Origin of the sequence: Membranihabitans marinus, assembly GCF_021729155.1 — a bacterium.
In the GTDB taxonomy this organism is placed as follows: Bacteria; Bacteroidota; Bacteroidia; order Chitinophagales; family Saprospiraceae; genus Membranihabitans; species Membranihabitans marinus.
This window is the reverse complement of sequence record NZ_JAJQYA010000055.1, coordinates 1-19,724: the sequence shown is the minus strand read 5'-3', so window position 1 is coordinate 19,724 and position 19,724 is coordinate 1. Positions and strand designations below refer to the sequence as shown.

At 36.4% G+C, this 19,724-nt stretch carries 14 protein-coding genes and 1 pseudogene; 2 read left to right on the top strand and 13 right to left on the bottom strand.

What is annotated here, in order from left to right; translation table 11 throughout:
• From LVD51_RS19325 to LVD51_RS19300, 6 genes are all read right to left on the bottom strand, one after another.
• Positions 1-2,324: hypothetical protein (locus LVD51_RS19325; protein ID WP_236973023.1), on the bottom strand; the 2,324-nt coding region annotated here is incomplete at its 3' end.
• A gap of 1,995 nt (positions 2,325-4,319) precedes the next feature.
• Positions 4,320-4,784, bottom strand: coding sequence for an acyl-CoA thioesterase (locus LVD51_RS19320; RefSeq protein ID WP_236973022.1), 465 nt, complete (start codon positions 4,782-4,784; stop codon positions 4,320-4,322).
• Between the two features lie 719 nt (positions 4,785-5,503).
• Positions 5,504-6,874: a TolC family protein gene (locus tag LVD51_RS19315; protein WP_236973021.1), complete on the bottom strand. Its 1,371-nt coding sequence runs from the start codon at positions 6,872-6,874 to the stop codon at positions 5,504-5,506.
• On the bottom strand, positions 6,871-9,951 hold the full coding sequence (locus tag LVD51_RS19310; RefSeq protein ID WP_236973020.1) for an efflux RND transporter permease subunit: 3,081 nt from the start codon (positions 9,949-9,951) through the stop codon (positions 6,871-6,873). The genes LVD51_RS19315 and LVD51_RS19310 overlap by 4 nt, the downstream gene beginning before the upstream one ends.
• A 2-nt stretch (positions 9,952-9,953) precedes the next feature.
• A complete protein-coding gene (locus LVD51_RS19305; protein WP_236973019.1) occupies positions 9,954-10,988 on the bottom strand; it encodes an efflux RND transporter periplasmic adaptor subunit in 1,035 nt (344 codons plus the stop codon).
• A gap of 62 nt (positions 10,989-11,050) precedes the next feature.
• Positions 11,051-11,650, bottom strand: coding sequence for a TetR/AcrR family transcriptional regulator (locus LVD51_RS19300; protein ID WP_236973018.1), 600 nt, complete (start codon positions 11,648-11,650; stop codon positions 11,051-11,053).
• A 358-nt stretch (positions 11,651-12,008) separates the two neighbouring features.
• Between LVD51_RS19300 and LVD51_RS19295 the strand changes: the two genes are divergently transcribed.
• Both LVD51_RS19295 and LVD51_RS19290 read left to right on the top strand, forming a co-directional pair.
• Positions 12,009-12,605: a hypothetical protein gene (locus LVD51_RS19295; RefSeq protein WP_236973017.1), complete on the top strand. Its 597-nt coding sequence runs from the start codon at positions 12,009-12,011 to the stop codon at positions 12,603-12,605.
• A gap of 294 nt (positions 12,606-12,899) precedes the next feature.
• Positions 12,900-14,189 (top strand): DUF3500 domain-containing protein, encoded by a 1,290-nt coding sequence (locus LVD51_RS19290; protein ID WP_236973016.1) that lies wholly within the window; start codon positions 12,900-12,902, stop codon positions 14,187-14,189.
• A 160-nt stretch (positions 14,190-14,349) separates the two neighbouring features.
• On the opposite strand, the gene LVD51_RS19285 is transcribed toward LVD51_RS19290, so the two are convergent.
• From LVD51_RS19285 to LVD51_RS20280, 7 genes and pseudogenes are all read right to left on the bottom strand, one after another.
• Positions 14,350-14,808: a hypothetical protein gene (locus LVD51_RS19285; protein ID WP_236973015.1), complete on the bottom strand. Its 459-nt coding sequence runs from the start codon at positions 14,806-14,808 to the stop codon at positions 14,350-14,352.
• Entirely contained in the window at positions 14,805-15,281 is a 477-nt protein-coding gene (locus LVD51_RS19280) for a helix-turn-helix domain-containing protein (RefSeq protein WP_236973014.1), read from the bottom strand. Before LVD51_RS19280 ends, LVD51_RS19285 begins: the two co-directional genes overlap by 4 nt.
• Positions 15,268-15,717: a hypothetical protein gene (locus LVD51_RS19275; protein ID WP_236973013.1), complete on the bottom strand. Its 450-nt coding sequence runs from the start codon at positions 15,715-15,717 to the stop codon at positions 15,268-15,270. The genes LVD51_RS19280 and LVD51_RS19275 overlap by 14 nt, the downstream gene beginning before the upstream one ends.
• A 238-nt stretch (positions 15,718-15,955) precedes the next feature.
• Positions 15,956-16,537: a YdeI/OmpD-associated family protein gene (locus LVD51_RS19270; protein ID WP_236973012.1), complete on the bottom strand. Its 582-nt coding sequence runs from the start codon at positions 16,535-16,537 to the stop codon at positions 15,956-15,958.
• A gap of 72 nt (positions 16,538-16,609) precedes the next feature.
• Positions 16,610-17,581 carry an alpha/beta fold hydrolase gene (locus tag LVD51_RS19265; protein ID WP_236973011.1) on the bottom strand — a complete coding sequence of 324 codons (972 nt, stop codon included), beginning with the start codon at positions 17,579-17,581 and terminating at the stop codon, positions 16,610-16,612.
• A gap of 78 nt (positions 17,582-17,659) precedes the next feature.
• On the bottom strand, positions 17,660-18,349 hold the full coding sequence (locus LVD51_RS19260) for a helix-turn-helix transcriptional regulator (protein WP_236973010.1): 690 nt from the start codon (positions 18,347-18,349) through the stop codon (positions 17,660-17,662).
• A 154-nt stretch (positions 18,350-18,503) separates the two neighbouring features.
• A pseudogene (locus LVD51_RS20280) lies at positions 18,504-18,620 on the bottom strand (GyrI-like domain-containing protein); the annotation flags it as partial.
• Between the last annotated feature and the right edge of the window lie 1,104 nt (positions 18,621-19,724).

The window sequence follows — 19,724 nt, the reverse complement described above, 5'->3', positions numbered from 1 at the left end:
GCACCATTAATATCCATCCATGGACCGGATGCAGTGGAAGCTATCTGCCATTGATAAGTAGCCTTTTGCTCTGGATATGACTGTAAACTACCGCGATTGATTTTGGGCAAATCATCGGGATCGATGGTGACCCGACTCCCATCGATAGGACCCACTATCCCATTGGTACAAGTGGACTGTGTGGCTGGTATAAGTACATTCTCTTCCCAAGTCACCTCTTTTTCCATGTCAAATGCAAAAAACACAAGATCTACTTCTCCTCCTGGTGAAGTTTGCATCGCCCCTTCCGTCGTAGGATGGCGTACTGTTGGGGTATATAGATCAGCTCCTCCCACTAACTTGCCATTGACAAATTCTGGCTGAGCAGCACTGATATAAGCTGTATTTCTAAAATTATAAGCAGGGTTCCCATGAGGTGAGGCTACACTAAGCCCGCCCAAAAAAGTCTGGTAAGCCACCTTGCCATCACACCTCCTTATTTTGAGAATAACCCCTTGCTGATTAGTCCCTGAGGCATTAGATTCTGCTTGAAAAGCATTTAATGTAGTATGTTCAGTTAAACTATTATAATAACTCCCATAGGCATAGATAACTTCGTCATCCATATAGACTTTGTCCATCCGAATATTCGTTGTAGTCGCCGTTTGCAATTGGCCATTACCATCGAGGACTAAAAAACTACCAGAATGCTTATTGTTAGCTCCCGGAGTGACAGGATAATCGGTAGAAGTAGAAACCCCACTAAACAATATATCGTTGCCATAAATGTGAATATCTTCACCCTCGGCAGCACCCAATCTCGGATATTCTTCTCCCGATCCACCGTAATAAGTGCCATAATTGACATTGCCTGTATTGGGATCGAGAAAGGCAATGTATTGATCTGTCGCTCCGCCCCCATAATTGGGCTGGGCGGCATCTGGAGTAATAACAAAATTATTGTTCTCATCACCATAGGTATATACGATAATTTGCTGACCATCGGGATGAGGTTTCATGGTAAAATTACTCAAATCGACTCCATCAGCCATAAAACTCTTCACCCATAGTTTTGTCCCATCGGCAGCATAAGCCGCTAAAAATATGTCGTCGGTTCCATTGCCATCCACAGTACCGTCAGTATAGGGAAAATCAGAGGATTGTGTCACTCCACTAACTATTATATTACCATTCGGCAATTCCATGACTTTGGTTACATTTACCTGGTTCCCATCAATAACATCTTCATGAGCTGTTCCTCCCAAAAGCGTAGAAAATATTAGATTTCCATTCCGATCGTATCTTCTTAAAAACATATCCCAGTTTCCTACAGGATTAGTAAACACCGTATTGTCTGTAGTGAGAAAGGCAGCATCTCCGTTGGCCCCATTACCTCTCGCTCCTCCTAGCATAAGCAGGTCTCCATTTTGAGCCACATCAATTCGTGCTAGACGAATGGCATGATTGGCAACATTGGCTCGATTTAGTCTAATAAGAGTACCAGTATGGTCTGGGTTAATGATATATGCCCATGACTCAGCTAATCCATCCCGCGGATATCTATTACACATTCCCGCAAAATAAGCATAACCATCCTGGGTTAATATGTTCGTTGTAGTAGAACTTGTACCGGGCGCCCAATAGGAGTAACCATTGGTATTATTTAATATGTATTCTGTACCGGGCAACGATGTCACCAATACTTGGGTATTGGTGGATTTATCTATTTTAACCAGATTGAGAAATCCGTGTTGTGCATGGCCATTAACCGCTCCATAATGATTTCCTGTTTTTGGGAATGTAACTCCCTGACTAACCGATTTAGACCAAATATTATTCAGCGCGTAAACATAATCATCATCTTGAGTAATAGCAAGCGCCAAATCACCTGAATTAGCTGCAAAATAGGAACCATACTCAAACTGACCATCTGGCGATAATTTTCCAATATAGGAATTATAACCATTATGAGCTGCACCAGAATAGACAAAATTACTTTGCCAGGCTCCAGGTGAAGTAGGCATTCCAGTGCCAGGGCTTTCAACTAGATTTGAAAACCAAATCGATCCATCATCGTCGACACTATATTTAATTCCATCATTTCTAACACTTCCTCCGAAATATGTCGACCAATCCAATACTGGTTGAGTCTGCTGAGCTGCAATTGGAGGTGAGAATAAGCAAGATATTAATACACATAAAAAAACCGTTGCATTACGCAATGGCTTCAAAACATTGTAATTACATAATTTTATCCAAAAACCTATTCTATCCCTCAACACAGCGTTGATCAATCTAGATTTTTCTATTAAATAAGAATAAGTAGCGGTAGAGTTCTTGTTCATATTAATTAAATATTAAAACGAATAATTATAATATTGAGACTGTAGTTAATTTTATAATCATCTATGCTATTTATAAATATTCACACAAATACACAGATACCTCATTAAATATTTTAAGTAAAATATCCCAAAACCAAGGCAAATATCACTATATAACTAACTATAAAGAGACACAATTCTTACAAAAAAAGAAATATAAAGTCCTATTCCTTCGCTATTTATCATATTAAACTACAACAGAATCAAGACAGAAATATATGCAACTTTATTTGTATTTATTTATAAATTACAATATGATCGTAATAATATTACATATAATTGCAAGATAGTGTAGAATTTATATATCTTTTATGTAGAATTAGCTCACTTCCCCTGTAGAATAAATTCTACTAGAAAAGATGCATTTATGATAAAAGATTTTGAAAACAAAAAATATGGACATAATAGATACAATTCCAGAATATGACCAAGGAAAACCGTAATGATGTAGAAAATAAAATCGAAACCTTACTTAAACATTCCAATATTCGCCTCACTTATACACTTAGAAAATGGACTAGATTTACTAAAAAAGAAAAAATGATACCATTATTTTAGAAATTATCATGATGGAAAATATTAGAGCTAGACAAAGTAAAATAAACAACCAACGAAATTCTTGAATTTGCATAAATTAAAAAAGCACGCTATAAAATATCAAATAATAGAAACCAATAGATTATATATCCAATCCTGTTTCTGAATAAGAATATACATCTTCCATGTCAAAAGTAATTTGTAGTAAAATTTACATAGGTGAAATTCCTATTAACCTCTCTTAAAAAAAAATACTTCAATCCACAAAAACATGATTAGCAAAAGAAATTTATGTAATGAAATTGTTATGAAATGATATATTACTTCAGAGATATCAAAAAACTTTTCCTCCCCGATCAAAGACTACCTACAAGTTTAAGAGTGAAAAAAGCATAAAGCTCATACTTGTAATAAACAATATTACAAGTACAAATAATTAGAACTAAATTAAACATAGGTTAAAAAAAAATACAAAACACCCTAACCTATTGTAAAAGAATTGAATGCTATAACACAAAATACTACTAAGCTACTTTAGTAAAAAAATGAGCTTAAAAAAAGATAATTCAAATTGATTATCAGCAAACTACCTCCCAAAAACCAAATCGAAGAATGGTATAAAAAACGAAACATATAAAATAAAACACATATAATACCTAACAAATTCTAGCAAACAATACAGCCTAAAATGGATTTAATATATTATCAATTAGTCAGTTCTATGATTAAAAAATAGAATATAGAGACGTTTTTAAACACTGATTTAAGGAATAAAGACTCCTTCCTTAAACAACAACTACAATAAATAAAGGCGGTTAGATTATCGAGTTAATTGTTTTCCATTTAAGAGACTATAATCCAAATTTACTCATAGATTAAACTACCATTATCGCCCTACTAAACCAAACAACCCAGTTTTTTACGATATGGGAAAAAGCTAACGCATTAAGATTCAAATTAATACGAATTACATTTATAATTGATAAGCTCACCCATCCACGACACGGGGGTCGTGGTGCCCTCGTTGAAGGTAGATTTACTACCTTCAGTACTTCGTACTTTACTCGGTTATCTTTCGATTTTATTGTAGAGCCGCAATGCTTTGCGGCTTAAATAATGTGGCTTGAGACGTAATGTTTTACGTTTGTAGGGGAGCTTCGTTGGCATTCCCACCCTGAGCACGGTGGCAATCCGCTGCCGATTTGAAGTGTGATCACGCCTCGGCATGGTAGCTCACCCACCCGAGCCCAGTGGTCTCGGTTCCTTCATCCAATCGACATTTAGTCGATTGGATACTTCGTATTTCATTCAGTCATCCTCATCAAATGTCCATTAAGGACATTTGGTTGCCCAAGGGGCAACTTCATTCAGTCATTCGAAATCTTTTCCGTCATTATAAAATGTAATTCGTATAAGACATCACTGCGATGTCGAAGTTGTTTTCTTTGCACTCTTATGTACATAATATTGACCAGATTCCAATCGCTCCATAGCGTCCACAACCTCCTTGGGTGGAAGAGTTAATTTTCGAGCAGATAAATCCATCCAAGCTCCCTGAACAGTGATATGGGCACACTTCTGATCACGATTATTGAAGATTTCATGATGTAATACCCAACGACCTCCGTCAGGTGATATCTCTCCCTTTTTAAGATTGATTCTAACCGTATCCCCCATAGTCAATTCACGAAGAAAAGTACATTCTTCTTTAAACAAAATTGGACCAATATTTAAACGTTCAATGGCTTCAATATCGAAGCCAATTTTAGTGAAAAACATTATTCTATTTTGAGCACCATAATCATAATAGGCAGAATGTCTAACGTGTTTATTAGGGTCACAATCCGACCACCTAACTTCAATTTTATTTTCGAAAAAATCCATTTTAAATATTTAAACTTTCTAATTCATTGGCAATAAAAACCCAATGTAGAAAATTTTTACTTAGTGATTATCATTGTTGACGTATAAGATTCAGTGTGACGGGAAGGAATTGAAGAGATAATATCTCTAAAATTAGCAACAAAATGGTTCGGCCAATATCCTCTTTCAATATTGACCGAAAACCATACTTAGAATAAAGTCAGCAACATATTTCTTTATTTGAAAATTAGCTTCCATCTAGTATTTTATACCAATTCTCTTACTTGAAGGAACAAGTGAAGAATTGGATCAATTAGATTACATATAAATCATTCCTTTCTACACCAAAAAATTAACTCAAAACATAAAAATTCAACGCTCACAACAATTGATATGGATCGGCCAAGAACACAGATTATTAATGACCGAAACCCATATCTAAAAGAAACGTAAGCAACAAATACATTTTCACAATTAATGCCAGCAATTACTTTTATACAAAAAGACTGTACATCCTCATTATAAAATTATTTCTTATTAGGTCTAATTTCCATTAAACCTATTTTCAACTGCCTTTATTCAACAAAAACACCTTCCTAATTATCTAATATTGTATATTTTACACATATAAATAGAATAAAAATCAAATGATATGGATCGGCCAAATATGCTCTCAATAATTGACCGATATCCATATCGAACAAACCCATACTACTTTAACTCACTGTGTTTTCACAATACTATTCATTCCCTATCATGTCAGCTTTCCCGATATGTTGTAAATAGGTTGCTATCGCAACTTTATACTTGGTCTTAGCATCTATTAAATCGTCCAAAGCCTGGGTTTGCAAGGCCTTAGCCTCCAAGAAATCCGAAAGCGTGACGACTCCATTTTCATAACTAGACTGATTCACCCTCAAATTTTCATTTGCCTGAACAATTCGTCCTTCCATGATCTTTATTTCCTCATATGCTTCTCTTAAATCTGTCCACGATTTAGCGGTTCGGAGTTGTAAGAGTTCCCTAGTATCGGCCAAAGTATTCTGCACAATTTCTTCCTCAATTTTTTGAACTTGAATATCGTGCTTCCCCTTCCATATATGAGAAAGAGGGATGCTGACGGAAGCAAATCCAAGTGCATTTACACCACTACTCTCTTCCTCAAATTGGGTTAAATAAAAAGTGTTTATTCCAGCAGCCACCGTGGGTTTATACCCTGCTTCCTTCATCTTTGTTTGCAAGTTTTGCATTTCAGCAGACTTCTCCAACAATTTAATTTCTGATAATTGTGTCAAATAATCCTGATTCAGATTCACATAAAATTGAGGTTGTTCGAAATTTTCTAAATCGTCCTGTAAGTATAGCGTAGAATCAAAAGGCATACCTATGGTATTGGTAAATTGCCTCAACGCCAATTCCTTCCCATTTTGAAGTTTATGCGTATTAATCTCCAATTGACTGCGTTCCAATTCTACTTTATACACATCGTTTCGAATAATCAAGCCCGCCTGATAAGCATCATTGACTTGAATATATAATTGATCCAGCAATCGTCGATACTCATCTATGGTTTTTTGTTTTTCTTGCAAGGCCACGATTTGCCAATACTGCTGCTCTGTATTTAATAGAACTTCATTCTCTGTCATTCGTTTTTGTTCCTCCCGAATGTCTACACCTAATGAGGCCATTTCATTACCGAGTTTGATCTTCCCCCCAGTATAAATCGGCTGAGCGATTGTCAAATTGGCCAATCCCACCTTTTGTAACAACCCCGTAGTAGAGGCTGGAATGTAGGCAAACTCAGTAGCATTGGCGAGATTACTGGGATTTCCATCATATACTGGAAGATTTCCTTCAGGGGAATGTAGTTCCAACAGAGGAGATATAGAATGCATCAACATCCCATCGAAATTCACCTGTGGATAATAATGTGTTTTAGCTTCCTCCTGGCTAATTTTAGCGCCATCAATTTCGAGTTGACTATTCGCTATTGAGACATGACTTTCTATAGCCATAGATTTTGCCGTCGTTAAATTGATATTATTTTGTGCAGTTAACGAAACACTGACCATGAAGATGATGGCTAATATGGAAAACGATGTATTTCTCATGATTTAATTAATTCTTTCTTTTTAAAAAATTGTAAGTACAGTACAGGCAAAATGTAAAGGGTCAGTGCCATAGAAACCAATAATCCAAAACACACCACCGATCCCAAGGGTCCCCAAAGCGTAGAACCGCTCGCTATCATAGGCACAACCCCTATTGCCGCTGCAAATGAAGTCAAGAAAATGGGCCTCATTCGGCGTCTGCCCGCAGCCATGGCCGATTCAAGTACCGTCATGCCTTTCTTGAGGCGAAGTTCTTCTGCATAATCCACTAGGATAATTCCATTTCTCACCACGATACCCATTAAACTCATCACTCCTAGAGAAGCCGTCATACCAAATGAATAACCTGTCAACATAAGGCCTAATGCAGCTCCTAATATACTTAAGGGCATCGTCGTCATAATCAACAACACATGGCGAGAAGTCTTAAACTGAAAAAGCAAGATAAAAAAGATTAATACCACACCTACACCTAGGGCTTTGCCTATGGGTACATAGTTTTCCATTTCATTTTCATCTTCCCCTCCGTATTCAAAATGCAATGTAGACTGAGCTGCTATCTCATCAATTTTTGACCTCATGGCAGACAACACCTTGTAAGGCATGGCATCGCGGCTTACATCAGCTCTTACGGTAATGGTTCGAATTCCGTTGCGCCGAATGATTTCACCTTCCGACCAATCGGTAGTGAGGTTAGCTACCTGACGCAGTGGAACTGGATTAGTCAAAAAAGGAGAACTGACCAATTGATCTTGTAAATCTGAAAAATCATTGCGCTTGTCCACTGGGTTAACCACCTTAACTTGGACTGGATAGTCACCTTCCCAAACCGTACCCACTGGAAGACCAGAAAAACTAGAGGCCACTGATGCAGCTACCGTCCCCCGTGTAAGTCCCAATCTATTGGCTCTCTCATCATCTACTTCAATCCGAATACCTTGGCGAGGTTCTACATAATCATTTCGCACCCAAATTACATCGGGATTTTCTTCCATCACCGACATTACTTTTTCTGCTTCCATACGCAATGCTGCAATATCGTTTCCTGAAATACGAACTTCGATAGGCGCTTTGGTCGACAACATATCCAACTGCTTCATCCTCACATAGGCATTAGCAAACATGTTGCGATGTTGTTTTTCGTATTCGTCTAATAATTCTACTGTATGAAGATCAGTTTTCGTATTAACGATTAATTGGGCGTAATTTTTAGCTGGAAAATTGGGGGCGTAAATGGTGTGAAATCGAGGAGAACTTTCACCGATAAAAGTGGCCACATTATCTACTCTGTCATCAGCCAACAACATATTGGTAAGACTGTCTGCCACCTCTGCCGTTTGATCCAGTGTACTGCCTTCTGAAAGATAAATTTCTACAGCGAATTGATTGCGCTCTACTTTTGGGAAAAGTTGTCTCGGAACTAACGTTAAAATATATCCACCAAGTACTACAGAACCCACACCTGCCATTACCGTCATCCAAGGCATTTTAAAGGCCCATTCCAAGGTTTTATCATAAGCCGATTGTAGCAAATTCAATGGGGAAAATTTGTTTACAGTTTCTCCACTATTTCCATGCACTCCCTTTCTAATGAAAAAATAACAGAGGAAGGGAACCAACAATACCGCAACCAAGAGTGAGACCCCTAATGCAATACCAATGGTTACCGGTAAAGAGCCTACGAAATCTCCAGTTTGTCCAGACAAGAATAATGGCATAGGCAGATACGTAGCAATAATGCATAAGGTTGCTGAAAATACGGGAATAAACAACTCTTGTGTACTCTGTATAGCAGCCTGCCAACGACCTATCCCTTCATCGAGTTTTTCGACGTAATTGTCAATCACTACAATGGCATTGTCCACCACCATACCCAAAACCACAATCAGAGCTGCCAACGACACTGTATGTAGCTCAATTCCTAGCATAAATAAAATGCCAATAGAAATAAAAATAGATATGGGAATGGTAACTCCTGAAACCATAGCCACTTTAAATGGCAAGAACAAGAGGATCACTAATATAACGGCGGCAATAGCTATAAAAAACTCCTTTAAAAAGTGTTGAATAGAATGATCTACCGCAGTGGGCATATCGGCAATTTTGTGGATTTCAATATCGTCTGGGATGAGAGACTCAATAATCTCTAAAGTTCGATCGATATCTTCACCAAACTCCACAATATTATTCCCTGTTTGCATTTCCAGAGAAATTAAAAGGCAAGAAGACCCATTGTTTTTGATATAAGAATCAGGTTCTTTAAATTCCCTTTTAACCTCGGCAACATCTTTTACCCGAATCAAATTACCAAGGGGATCGGTATAGACAATTTGATTTTTAATTTCATTTTCCGATTGAAAACTAGTAGGAATATGAACAGGAGTTATCAGATCTCCATTGTCTATTTCCCCAGCATAATACACAGCACTTTCCAATTGCATAGCAGCCAAAACAGAGCCAATATTGACACCGTATTGCGCCAATTTATCTTGATCAAAATTGATGGTAATTTCCTCATTTTGTAGGCCGTAGTGTTTTACTTTAGAAACCGCTTCTACCTTTCTAAACTCAGCCTCTATGGTTTTGAGGTTTTTCTCGAGTTCCTTTTTGTTTTTACTTTTCGATTCGATGGTCAAGAGCAAGGCAGCAGTATTCCCAAAATCGTTATTGGCCATTAATGCTAGAACTTGAGATGGCAATTGTCCCTTTAACTGCTCGAGTCCAAATTTGATTTTATCCCAAAAACCATCTGGATCCTCAACGTTGTCATTTACTTCCACAAAAACGATGAGCATTCCCTCCTTTGAAATAGAATAGGTCTTTTTTCTTTTGACTTCTTTAAATGAAAATAAAAATTCTTCTACTTTTCTAGCCAACTGATCTTCCACTTGTTCGGAAGTGGCACCGGGATATACCCCTATGACCAATCCTTGACGGATGGTAAAATCGGGGAATTCATTTCTCGGCATGACCTTGAGCGAGTACAGACCAAATAGAAACAGAACCGCAGTAATTATAATGGCTATTTGACGGTATTTCATAGCCAATTCGATGATATTCAACTTTTTCTTACTCATAATTAGTTAACTGTATTGAGGATATTTACTTCTGAACCTTCTGACAATTTGTGTTGACCACTCACCACTACATAATCACTGGCTGTCAAATCACTAATAATGACTTGGTTGTCTACTAAGTCAATCGTCCGCACAGGTTGGGCTGTAACTTTATTGTTGTGGACCACATAAACAAACTGTTGGCCGTGGGCATTTCTCTGCAGAGCTTTATTGGATACAGCCGCTCCTTCTACCGTGGAATTACTGGCAATTTTGACATTGCACACCATTCCCGGCTTCAATTTCCAATCCTTATTGTCTACCAATAATTTTACTGGATAAGCATGGGTCAAGGTATTGGCCGACACTCCGATGAGATGAATATTCCCTGTCTTGACTTCATTTATTGCAGCGATATTAATTTCTGCCGACTGTCCTTTTTTTAGACTTCCCACTTCATTTTCAGGTACTGGGATATTGACATAAACCGTATTGATATCCATGAGATCAAAAGCCGATACACTGGGCATAATATTCATTCCCAATTGAATATTTTTGCTGCCAATCACTCCAGACTTAGGTGCATACAATGCCGTATCATCGATACGTTTTTTGGCCATTTCACTCGTTATTTTGGCTTGGGAAAGTCCAGTTTCTATTTCTACCCATTTGATTTCAGGCAATGTTCCATTTATATGCATGGGCTTCATTCTGTCATAGGCATCTTGTGCTTGCATCAACTGTTGTGAGGACAAGGCATAACTGTTTTGCGCATCAGTATCATCCAATTTGGCCAAGAGTTGTCCTTTTTTGACATACTGGCCTTCTTCCACTAGGATATCCACTATAGTCCCTGGTGTTTTAAAACTAAGAGGAGTGACTTGCTTAGCTTCTACCAAACCAGAATACTGAAGGCTCTGTAATCCTGTATAGGCCGACACCTTTTCTACCTCTACATTGGGAATGGTTTTTTCAAGGGTTTGAGGTGACTTTTCTTCTTGATTGCAACTAAAAATAGTAGCCATAAAAACAATGGCTAAGAAATAGCGGTAATTCATAGTATGTGTTTTAGATTTATAGACCAATTGTGTATTTTGGTCGAATTTTAGATAAAAAAAATTTACTTTAAGCCGTTTAATAAAATTTCGATCATCATATCGGTTTTCGTTTCAATATTTTCAATTTTCTTCTTCAAAAATACTTCCATTTCCAAGCCCCGTATAGCGATAAGGAGAATTTCAGCCATTTCAAAGCCATCTTTACCGTGTACTTTGTCGGGATCGATTTTACCGGTTTGCACTCCGCATTTTAAGATAGATTCGATCAATACTTTTTCTCTATCATTAAACAACAGACTTGCTCGAGTAAAATAGTTTCGAAAATCAAAATAATGGTGATCCACTTCTATCAGGAAGGCATAGTTTTTTAATTTTATTTCAATGGTTTTAACTTTGGTATTGATATAAGTACGAAGTTTATTTTCGAAACCCGTTTCATTCTGCACGGCTTTTTCAGAACTGGAATAAAATTGATGCATTTCATCTTCAATTACGGCATCTAGGATTTCTTCCTTGTTTTTGAAGTAATAATAAAGGGTACTTTTACCCTTGCCTGCTGCTTGGGCGATATCTTTCATAGTGACTTTATTGATTCCAAACTGTTGAATTAGGCCTTTAGCCACTTCAATAATTTCGGATTTCACCTGTTCTTCATCCACCATTTTTAATATCTTTAATGAATCAATAATGCAAATCTATAACGAAATTTTTCAAATTTCAAACTTTTAGACCAAAAATGTATTTGGGTCGAAAAGTGTCTTTATTATCCTCTTCGATATTTTCATAAAAATAGACCTATGAAATTTAATAAATTATTGATACCATACCAGATGGGTTTATAATTGTCTGATTTGAATATAGAAATAACTGACTACAGTTACCCTGGGTATTGGTCAAAGACATTTTCACATTTTAACAAATTGATTTACAGATAAATCAAAAGTTTTTCTAAAAAAATAGAGAACAGCCGAAGGATTATCTCAAAATAATCCTCTAACCTATCAGACAATTATTTGAAACATGAAACAGGTAAAAAGTGTTTTTATCATAATAGCTCTGGCCTTCCTATCTGGAAATACAAGTGCAAATACTCCCAATACGAGTTCTGTTATTTTCAGCCAAGTAGAAGGACTATGGATGGCCGATTTCACCTTCTCTGATGAAGATTCCAACGATTGTTTGACCGAATTTTATTCGAGTATTGACTTTAATAATCTATCGATCAAAGAATACAACGAACTTTATATTGAATATATCAAATCGAAATTTCACCTAAATGTCGATAGTCAAATGGTTCCCCTGTCCTCTGGTGAAATCAAATCGGAGAATCATCAAACCGATATAAGGTTTACACTCTCCGATTTTCCTGAAAATTTTAATACCCTTCATTTAAGATTAGGGTTATTTGAAGAATCTCAGGAACAAAATACCCTTGTGAAATTTATAGAAGGAGATAAAATATTCCAAACAGTACTCAATCGCGAAAATCAATTTGAACTATTTTTTCAAAATACCGACTCTACATTTACAGAGATTGCCACTGCCAAAATACAACACAATATCGACCTCTATCTTGGATTGGGGATTGCCATTATGCTATACGAATTAAATTTATAATTGACGGTAATCTTTCGATTTATTTGATGTTTTACTTCGTTTAAAATACTCGCCGTAGCTACGGCTATGCCTGTGTTTTTAGCCTTGTTAAACTTCAAATATTCTCGAAATCTTTTCCGTCATTATAAAATGTAGTTCGTATTAGCCATCATTATTTTTTTATTCAAAAGTAGAAATACTTCCCATTAAACTTTTCAAATCATTGAACGGAAAGCACTCATCCTTCCCAACATGAATCAAAATACTCACTACAATTAACAAACAACATCATTTATCAGAAAACAACTATTAAATATGAAAACATTTAAGTATTTATTTTTACCATTGTCACTATGTCTTTTTTCGCTTTTTTCTTGTAACAAGGATGAAGAAACGACGGATCCTGAAACAGTAACTGAAACCTGTACTACAACGGGCAGCGTTGCCCAATCAACAAATGCAGAAATTGAAACCATGAGACAAGCCATGGTCTCCTTCCGCAACTCCCTCTCATCTACATTACTTACTCGTGCTTCAAACTGTTTGGATGATGAAAGGTTCTATCTCTGGCACAACACTCCTGCCAATAATGGCAATAGAGATGGAATCACATACGGGGATTTAAGTGACGCTCAATTAACGGCATTTAAGGATATTCTTCAGCTATTTCTCAGTTCTGGAGGGTATCAAAAAGTATATGAAATCACCGAATTATCAGAAGGATGGTTGAACAATGTCATGAGTAACGTTTGGAATCCCGAATTCTATTCTCTAGACATGTTTGGAGATCCAGAAACCAGTGGGTCATGGGGATTTCAATTAGATGGTCATCACTGTGTAGTCAATTTTTTGGTTCATGGAGACAATGTATCCATTGTTCCAGCATTTCTGGGTGGAGAACCAGCAGCCAATACATGGAATGGTGAAGATTTTGACATATTTTCAGATGAAAGAGACCTTGCACTATCACTGTACAACAGTTTCTCCGATAGTGAGCTTGCAATAGCTGCAACCACTTCTTCTTCTCATTCTCTAGAGGTCGGACCAGCAGATAGAAATGGAGATCCCGATCCCTACATAGGGGATTACGATTATTCCGATTTTGAAACAGGGTTAAAATACTCAGATATGTCAGCCACAGCCCAAGCAAATTTAATCCTAGTAATGAAAGAATACGTATACAATTTAACCGACAATTTTGCCAACGTATGGTGGGAAGACATCATGGCCAATATTGACGACACTTATTTTGTATGGATCAATGATTCTGGAAGTACACCGACGGCAACATCTGAATTTTACTACAGAATATACAATCCCTATTTATGGGCTGAAATTAATACCGAAGGTTCCACAGGTGCCAACTCTGGGTCTATAGCTGATTATAATCATGTTCATACTATAACCAGAATCCCCAATAATCCATCCACAGATAACGGTGGAGATTACGGAATATTTGCAGAAATGATAAATCAAGACGGTCCCAAAACCTTATATGAGCACTATGCAATGGCCGACCATCACAAATCCAATTCCATGCACTTTGACTATACTGTAAATTTCAATAATCACCTTCATAGTCACGACCACCGTCAGGACAACTAATAAAATATTAAATAATACGAATTACAATTATAAACGCATTTGGTAATATACCCCTAAATATCTAGTGATCCCCAACTTTGCTTTATAATTACAATTTTGTTTCATCACTATTGCTCGACTTAGAAAAATTAATATTTTGGTGAGGGTATACCCATAATTCTCAATCTATAGAGATAGACAAATCCTCCGTTTCTGCCTTATCTTTTAATAGTGATTGATAGAAATCATTAGGTGAAATAGGTTGCAAATGAATATCATTAAGAGAATATCCTTTTGTTTCGCTGTAGAGTATTCCTCTCGATGTGGAATATGCTATTGAAATGATATTTAGCTGAAGAGATTTTTTTGTAACCTCATCTTTTACAATATCTTCTAAACGATTTACCTCGAAAGTATAAATGATGTCGAAGTGCCCCAAAGAAATAACCTTTCCAGAATCTTCAATTTCAAACTTGAAATGCATGAAATTTTGCAAGTATTTGTCAGAAAAGTTAAACTTAGAATCTACTTCAAGTTGGACATCTTGTATATTAAAGCCTTCTGAAAAAACAATAGGATGATCTCTTACTTCACTTCTTAACAGCTTGATATTCTTGAGTTTGATTTTGAAACTATTCATACTAATTCGTATTCATCATATTTATATTCAATAAATTGAGAGTTTGATTTTTGTTTCATACTCACTTGAATTGTGAATGCATAATCATTTAATACAGTAGTTTTCTCGGATTTCAATTCATCATTTTCATCTGATTCAGTAGTTTCACAAGATTGAGGAAATATATGGTAATACTTGCGGTATGATGCTTTTAATTTTTCTTCATACAGATATTCATCTAGAGCTTTTATTTCTAATACCGGTACTTTATCTAGAGCTAAACAAAATTTAACTATTTTCTTCCAGGTAGGGTTAATTTCTGCATCACCACTTAAAATTTGAGATACATAACCCGGTGTACTACCTATTTTTTTTGCAAGTTTGGCAGAATCACCTCTTTTCTTTATTTGGTCATGCAACATACCATATATTCGTCCTTGCCCTTTTGTAGTCCAATAGTATTTTGATTTTAAAGTATTTCTAAACTTGCTCATTTCTATTGCTTATGTATTTTGCCTTTAGGATTCTAAATTTATCAATGTATATCTGTTGGTCATCTTTTCTTTTATTATAATGACCTAGAACAATAATGTTATTGTTTGGAGGATCGTAAAAGAAATAAAGACGAGTCCTTTTAATCCTAATTTCATATTCATTACTACCAATTGAATGTAATTTATTGGGTGGTATTTTTTCTCCTTGAATTAAAAGAGTCAAACATGCATCCAATTCTTCAATTATCTTATTTTTCTTATTTACCTTTTTCGGACTAACTTGAAGAAATTCATCAAATAAACTTTTCCCATTTACTTCTAGCTTTAATAAATTATTCCGAATTATTGACTCTCCAACTTCAATATAGTCGCTAGTGATATCTATTGTCTTTATTATATCAATAGGGAATAATTGGTCATGTATTTTATTAAACACCAAAGCTATATAAAAAGTTTAGTTATAGCTAAATATTTAGCTATAAGTTAATATAATAAGAAACATTATATTAACTTATAGCTTGACTTTACCATCCGGATTTTTACTACAATTTTGTTTATATTATTAGTGAAATCCACCTATTCTATGTCGGTTATCAAAATACGGAATTAAATACTAAATAATGACGAATTAAGCCAGTATAGCAATGAATCATGCACTTTATTAAAAGCTTTAATTATCTAAATTGCTTTGGTTTTAGATTTTTACCCGCATGTTTTACCACTTGCTCAATCCTGTTTTTTCTGGTCTCCTCACGTTTTGCACTCATGATCCAATATAAGATGGATTTTTTAGTGGATTTACTAAAATTCATGAAGTACTCCTTCGCATTCACCTCCTTTACCAATGCTTTTTCCAAGTCACTGGGAATAACTAGATTTTCTACATCATCTAAATAGGTCCAAGAGCCGTTTTCTTTAGCGATTTTCACACTTTCCATACCTGCCGGAGCCATTAATCCTTCCTCAGTTAGTTGCTTTATTTTGTCTTTATTTATTTTAGACCAGTTGCTTTGAAGTTTTCGTTTGCTGAAATATTGCATATAACTTTTTTCGTCAATCGTCTTTTTAGTGCTATCGATCCACCCAAAACAAAGTGCTTCATCGACGGCTTCACTCCAAGTTATAGAGGCTATATCAGAGGATACTCTATAAAAAATAACATAAACAGACTGTTTTGATTGATGATTTTTTTCCAACCATTTTCGCCATTCTCTCCGGCTTTTGGGGTAAAAGGTTTCGATGTCTTTTTTTGTCATAACAGTCTTTTCGAATTCATTAATATGATCAACAAATTGAAAGATAATGGTTAATTAGAAATTCATATAATCTTATAACTGTGATATGTCCTGTTGTTTCAACCACTCTAAGATGACTTGGTTTGTTTCTTCTGGAAGTTCTTGCTGAATCCAATGTCCACAATCCAGATGAACCACCTCTACCTTGGGAACGAATTCAGCTAGATTCTCTGACTTTGCCACAGGATCTCGCTGCCCATATATCATTAATGTCGGTTGATGGATAATGGGGTTGATATCTGCTAATAAATGCCAATTGCGATCCAGGTTTCTGTACCAATTTATACTTCCCGTGAATCCCGATTTTTCAAATGCCGAAACAAAGACTGCCAATTCGCTATCACTCATTACGGGCTCGCCAAGAGGTTCAATAGCTTGGGCAAGATTGATCATAAACATACCGGGTTCTGGTTCTACAAATGGTTGGTTTTTTCTGTATAAATTGCGAAGGAATTGCAATGTATTTTCTTCGAATACGGCATCTGCAACGCCTGGCTGTCGATTGAAATGGACAAAATAAAAGTCTCCACCAAACATAACTTCCATCAATTCTATCCAGGGTTTTTCCCAGCGTTCTTGATAAGGGACACTGAGGTTTATCACTTTGTTTACACGATTCGGATGGAGTAAGGTCAGCCACCAAACGACCATTGCGCCCCAATCGTGGCCCATAAAGGTGGCGTCTTCATATCCATAGTAATCGAGAAGAGCAACCAAGTCGCCCGACAAGTGTTCGATGTCATAGTCTGTTACTTCACTTGGTCGGGACGAATTGCCATAGCCCCTTTGGTTGGGGACGATAACGTGGTAGCCCGCTGCGACCAAGGCAGGGATCTGATGTCGCCATGAAAAGGCGTGCTCTGGCCATCCGTGACAGAGTACTATTGGTTTTCCCGCATTTTCTTTGCCCGCTTCAAAAACTTCGAGTTCAATGCCGTTGACAGAGATAAGACTAGGTTGGGGAAATCCCATTTCATTGTATATTGGATTAATTGCGTTTGTCATTTTTACGAGTTTTAAGTGTTAAAGACTACAAACGTAAATGGGGCGAGTGACAACCCTATGTCTAGGGTGTAGAAAAAATTAATGATATCGGTCAAAATATTCTTGTAAAGTCAAATTATGCGGATCAAAGTGTTCCGATAGAATTTCCATTTTTTGAAATCTATCCAATCGAAAAAATCGAAATGCTTCACGCAAACGACACCATGCTATAAGATACCAATTTTCAGTACTTAATAAAGCAAATGGTTCCAACAATCTTGTAGTTGCTATTCCATCCTTATTCGTGTACTCTACTTTGACCAGGTTGTAATTTGTCAGTGCATTTTGCAAATCAGATAAATTATTACTATTTCTTTCTTGATTTTTGACTTGGTCAAATTGCGTTCTATCCGTCAGTAAATTGGCTTTGTCTTTGATGCTATAGCTCAGGATTGATTTTATTTTATCAATGGCTTCCGAATAATCTTTTACAAATGAAGCATCCTTGTTTTTCAGCACCAACTGTTCAGCGAGGATTAAGGCGTTTGCTTGACTTTCGGTAAACATTACTGGTGGGATTTTATACCCTTCCATCAAGGTATACCCCTTTCCTTCTTCAGTCAAAATGGGGACTCCAGCATTCTCCAATGCTTTGATATCACGGTAAATTGTTCTTTTGCTTACTTGAAATTTTTGGGACAATTCAGAGGCAGTGACCAGTCTCTTGGTATGAAATTGAATTAATATGGCTGTTAATCGCGATAATCTATTTACTTCGGAGTATTCCATTTTTTAAATGTAGTGAATATTTTTTCAAATACCTTATGACCACTTTGAGTATAAAGGACAACTGGCAAATAAATTGACAGTAGAAGAGAATCTTTTTACTCTCGATAATTAGACATGTTTTTCTTGCCTTATTTCTGTTCATTTTACAGACAGACTATTTTTTCTGCTTAATCGGAATCCATATTTCTTCTTCGGATTCAACGTCACTATTTTTGTACTTTTCTCCCAAAACTTCAAAATGAGGTCTATCATCCAATTCGAAATCAGAATTATACGAATTACATTTTATAATGACGGAAAAGATTTCGAGAATATTTGAAGTTTGACGAGGCTATGACTGAACAAAATTGCTCTTTGAGCAATCAAAGGTCGTAAATCGACCTTTGACGAAGATGACCGAACAAAATGCGCAGCATCATTGATCCTAAATGGATCAATGGTGAGGGAACCGAAACCTCCGTGTTTCGGGTGGGTAGGCCACTGTGCCGAGGCGTGATTGCCCTGGAATTCCTTGTTAAGATACTACTACCAGTATAGCATTACGTCTTAATCCACAATATTTAAGCCACGACTGAATGAAGTAGTCTGAAAGACTACCAAATGCCCACTGAGGGCATTTGATGAAGATGACCGAGCAAAGTTGCTCCTTAGAGCAACCAAATGTCCTTAATGGACATTTGGCGAGGGAACCGAAGTCACTGTGCTTCGGGTGGGTAAACCTCAGTGTTTCGGATGGGTTGGCATTGCGGCTCTACAATAAATCGAAAGATAACCGAGTAAAGTACGAAGTACTGAAGGTAGTAAATCTACCTTCAACGAGGATGATCGAGCTAAATCCGAAGGATCAAAGGTCGTAAATCGACCTTTGGCGAGGGAAACGAAACCTCCGTGTTTCGGGTGGGAAAGCCCCCGTGTCGTGGGTGGGTGAGCTTATCAATTATAAATGTAATTCGTATAACTTCTTATTTTCAATTATTTCAATCCTTGGTTGCATACATTTTCTTTATATTTTTGGCTGCTAAATCAGATTGCACTGCCATTGAAATGCGATTATTTAATTCTTCCGATAACATTATTATTTACGTTCTAATCACAAGACCAACTTAATAAAAAGCGCCATAGCAACTGATGTATAAAGTTAAAAATTAAAGCACTACCAAAACTATTTGAATGATAGCAAATGCATTTATATATTCAAATAGTCTATAAAAAGAACCTCTGCGGAACCCTTCCCACAGAGGTTGATAAAATCTATAGTTACTAATCCAATATCAATGATTTACCATCAATCCACCACAATCATCTTCTTCGTCGCTGTATGCTTATCTGTGGTCAGCTGGTAATACAATACTCCACTGCCTCCAATCTCAGTCGA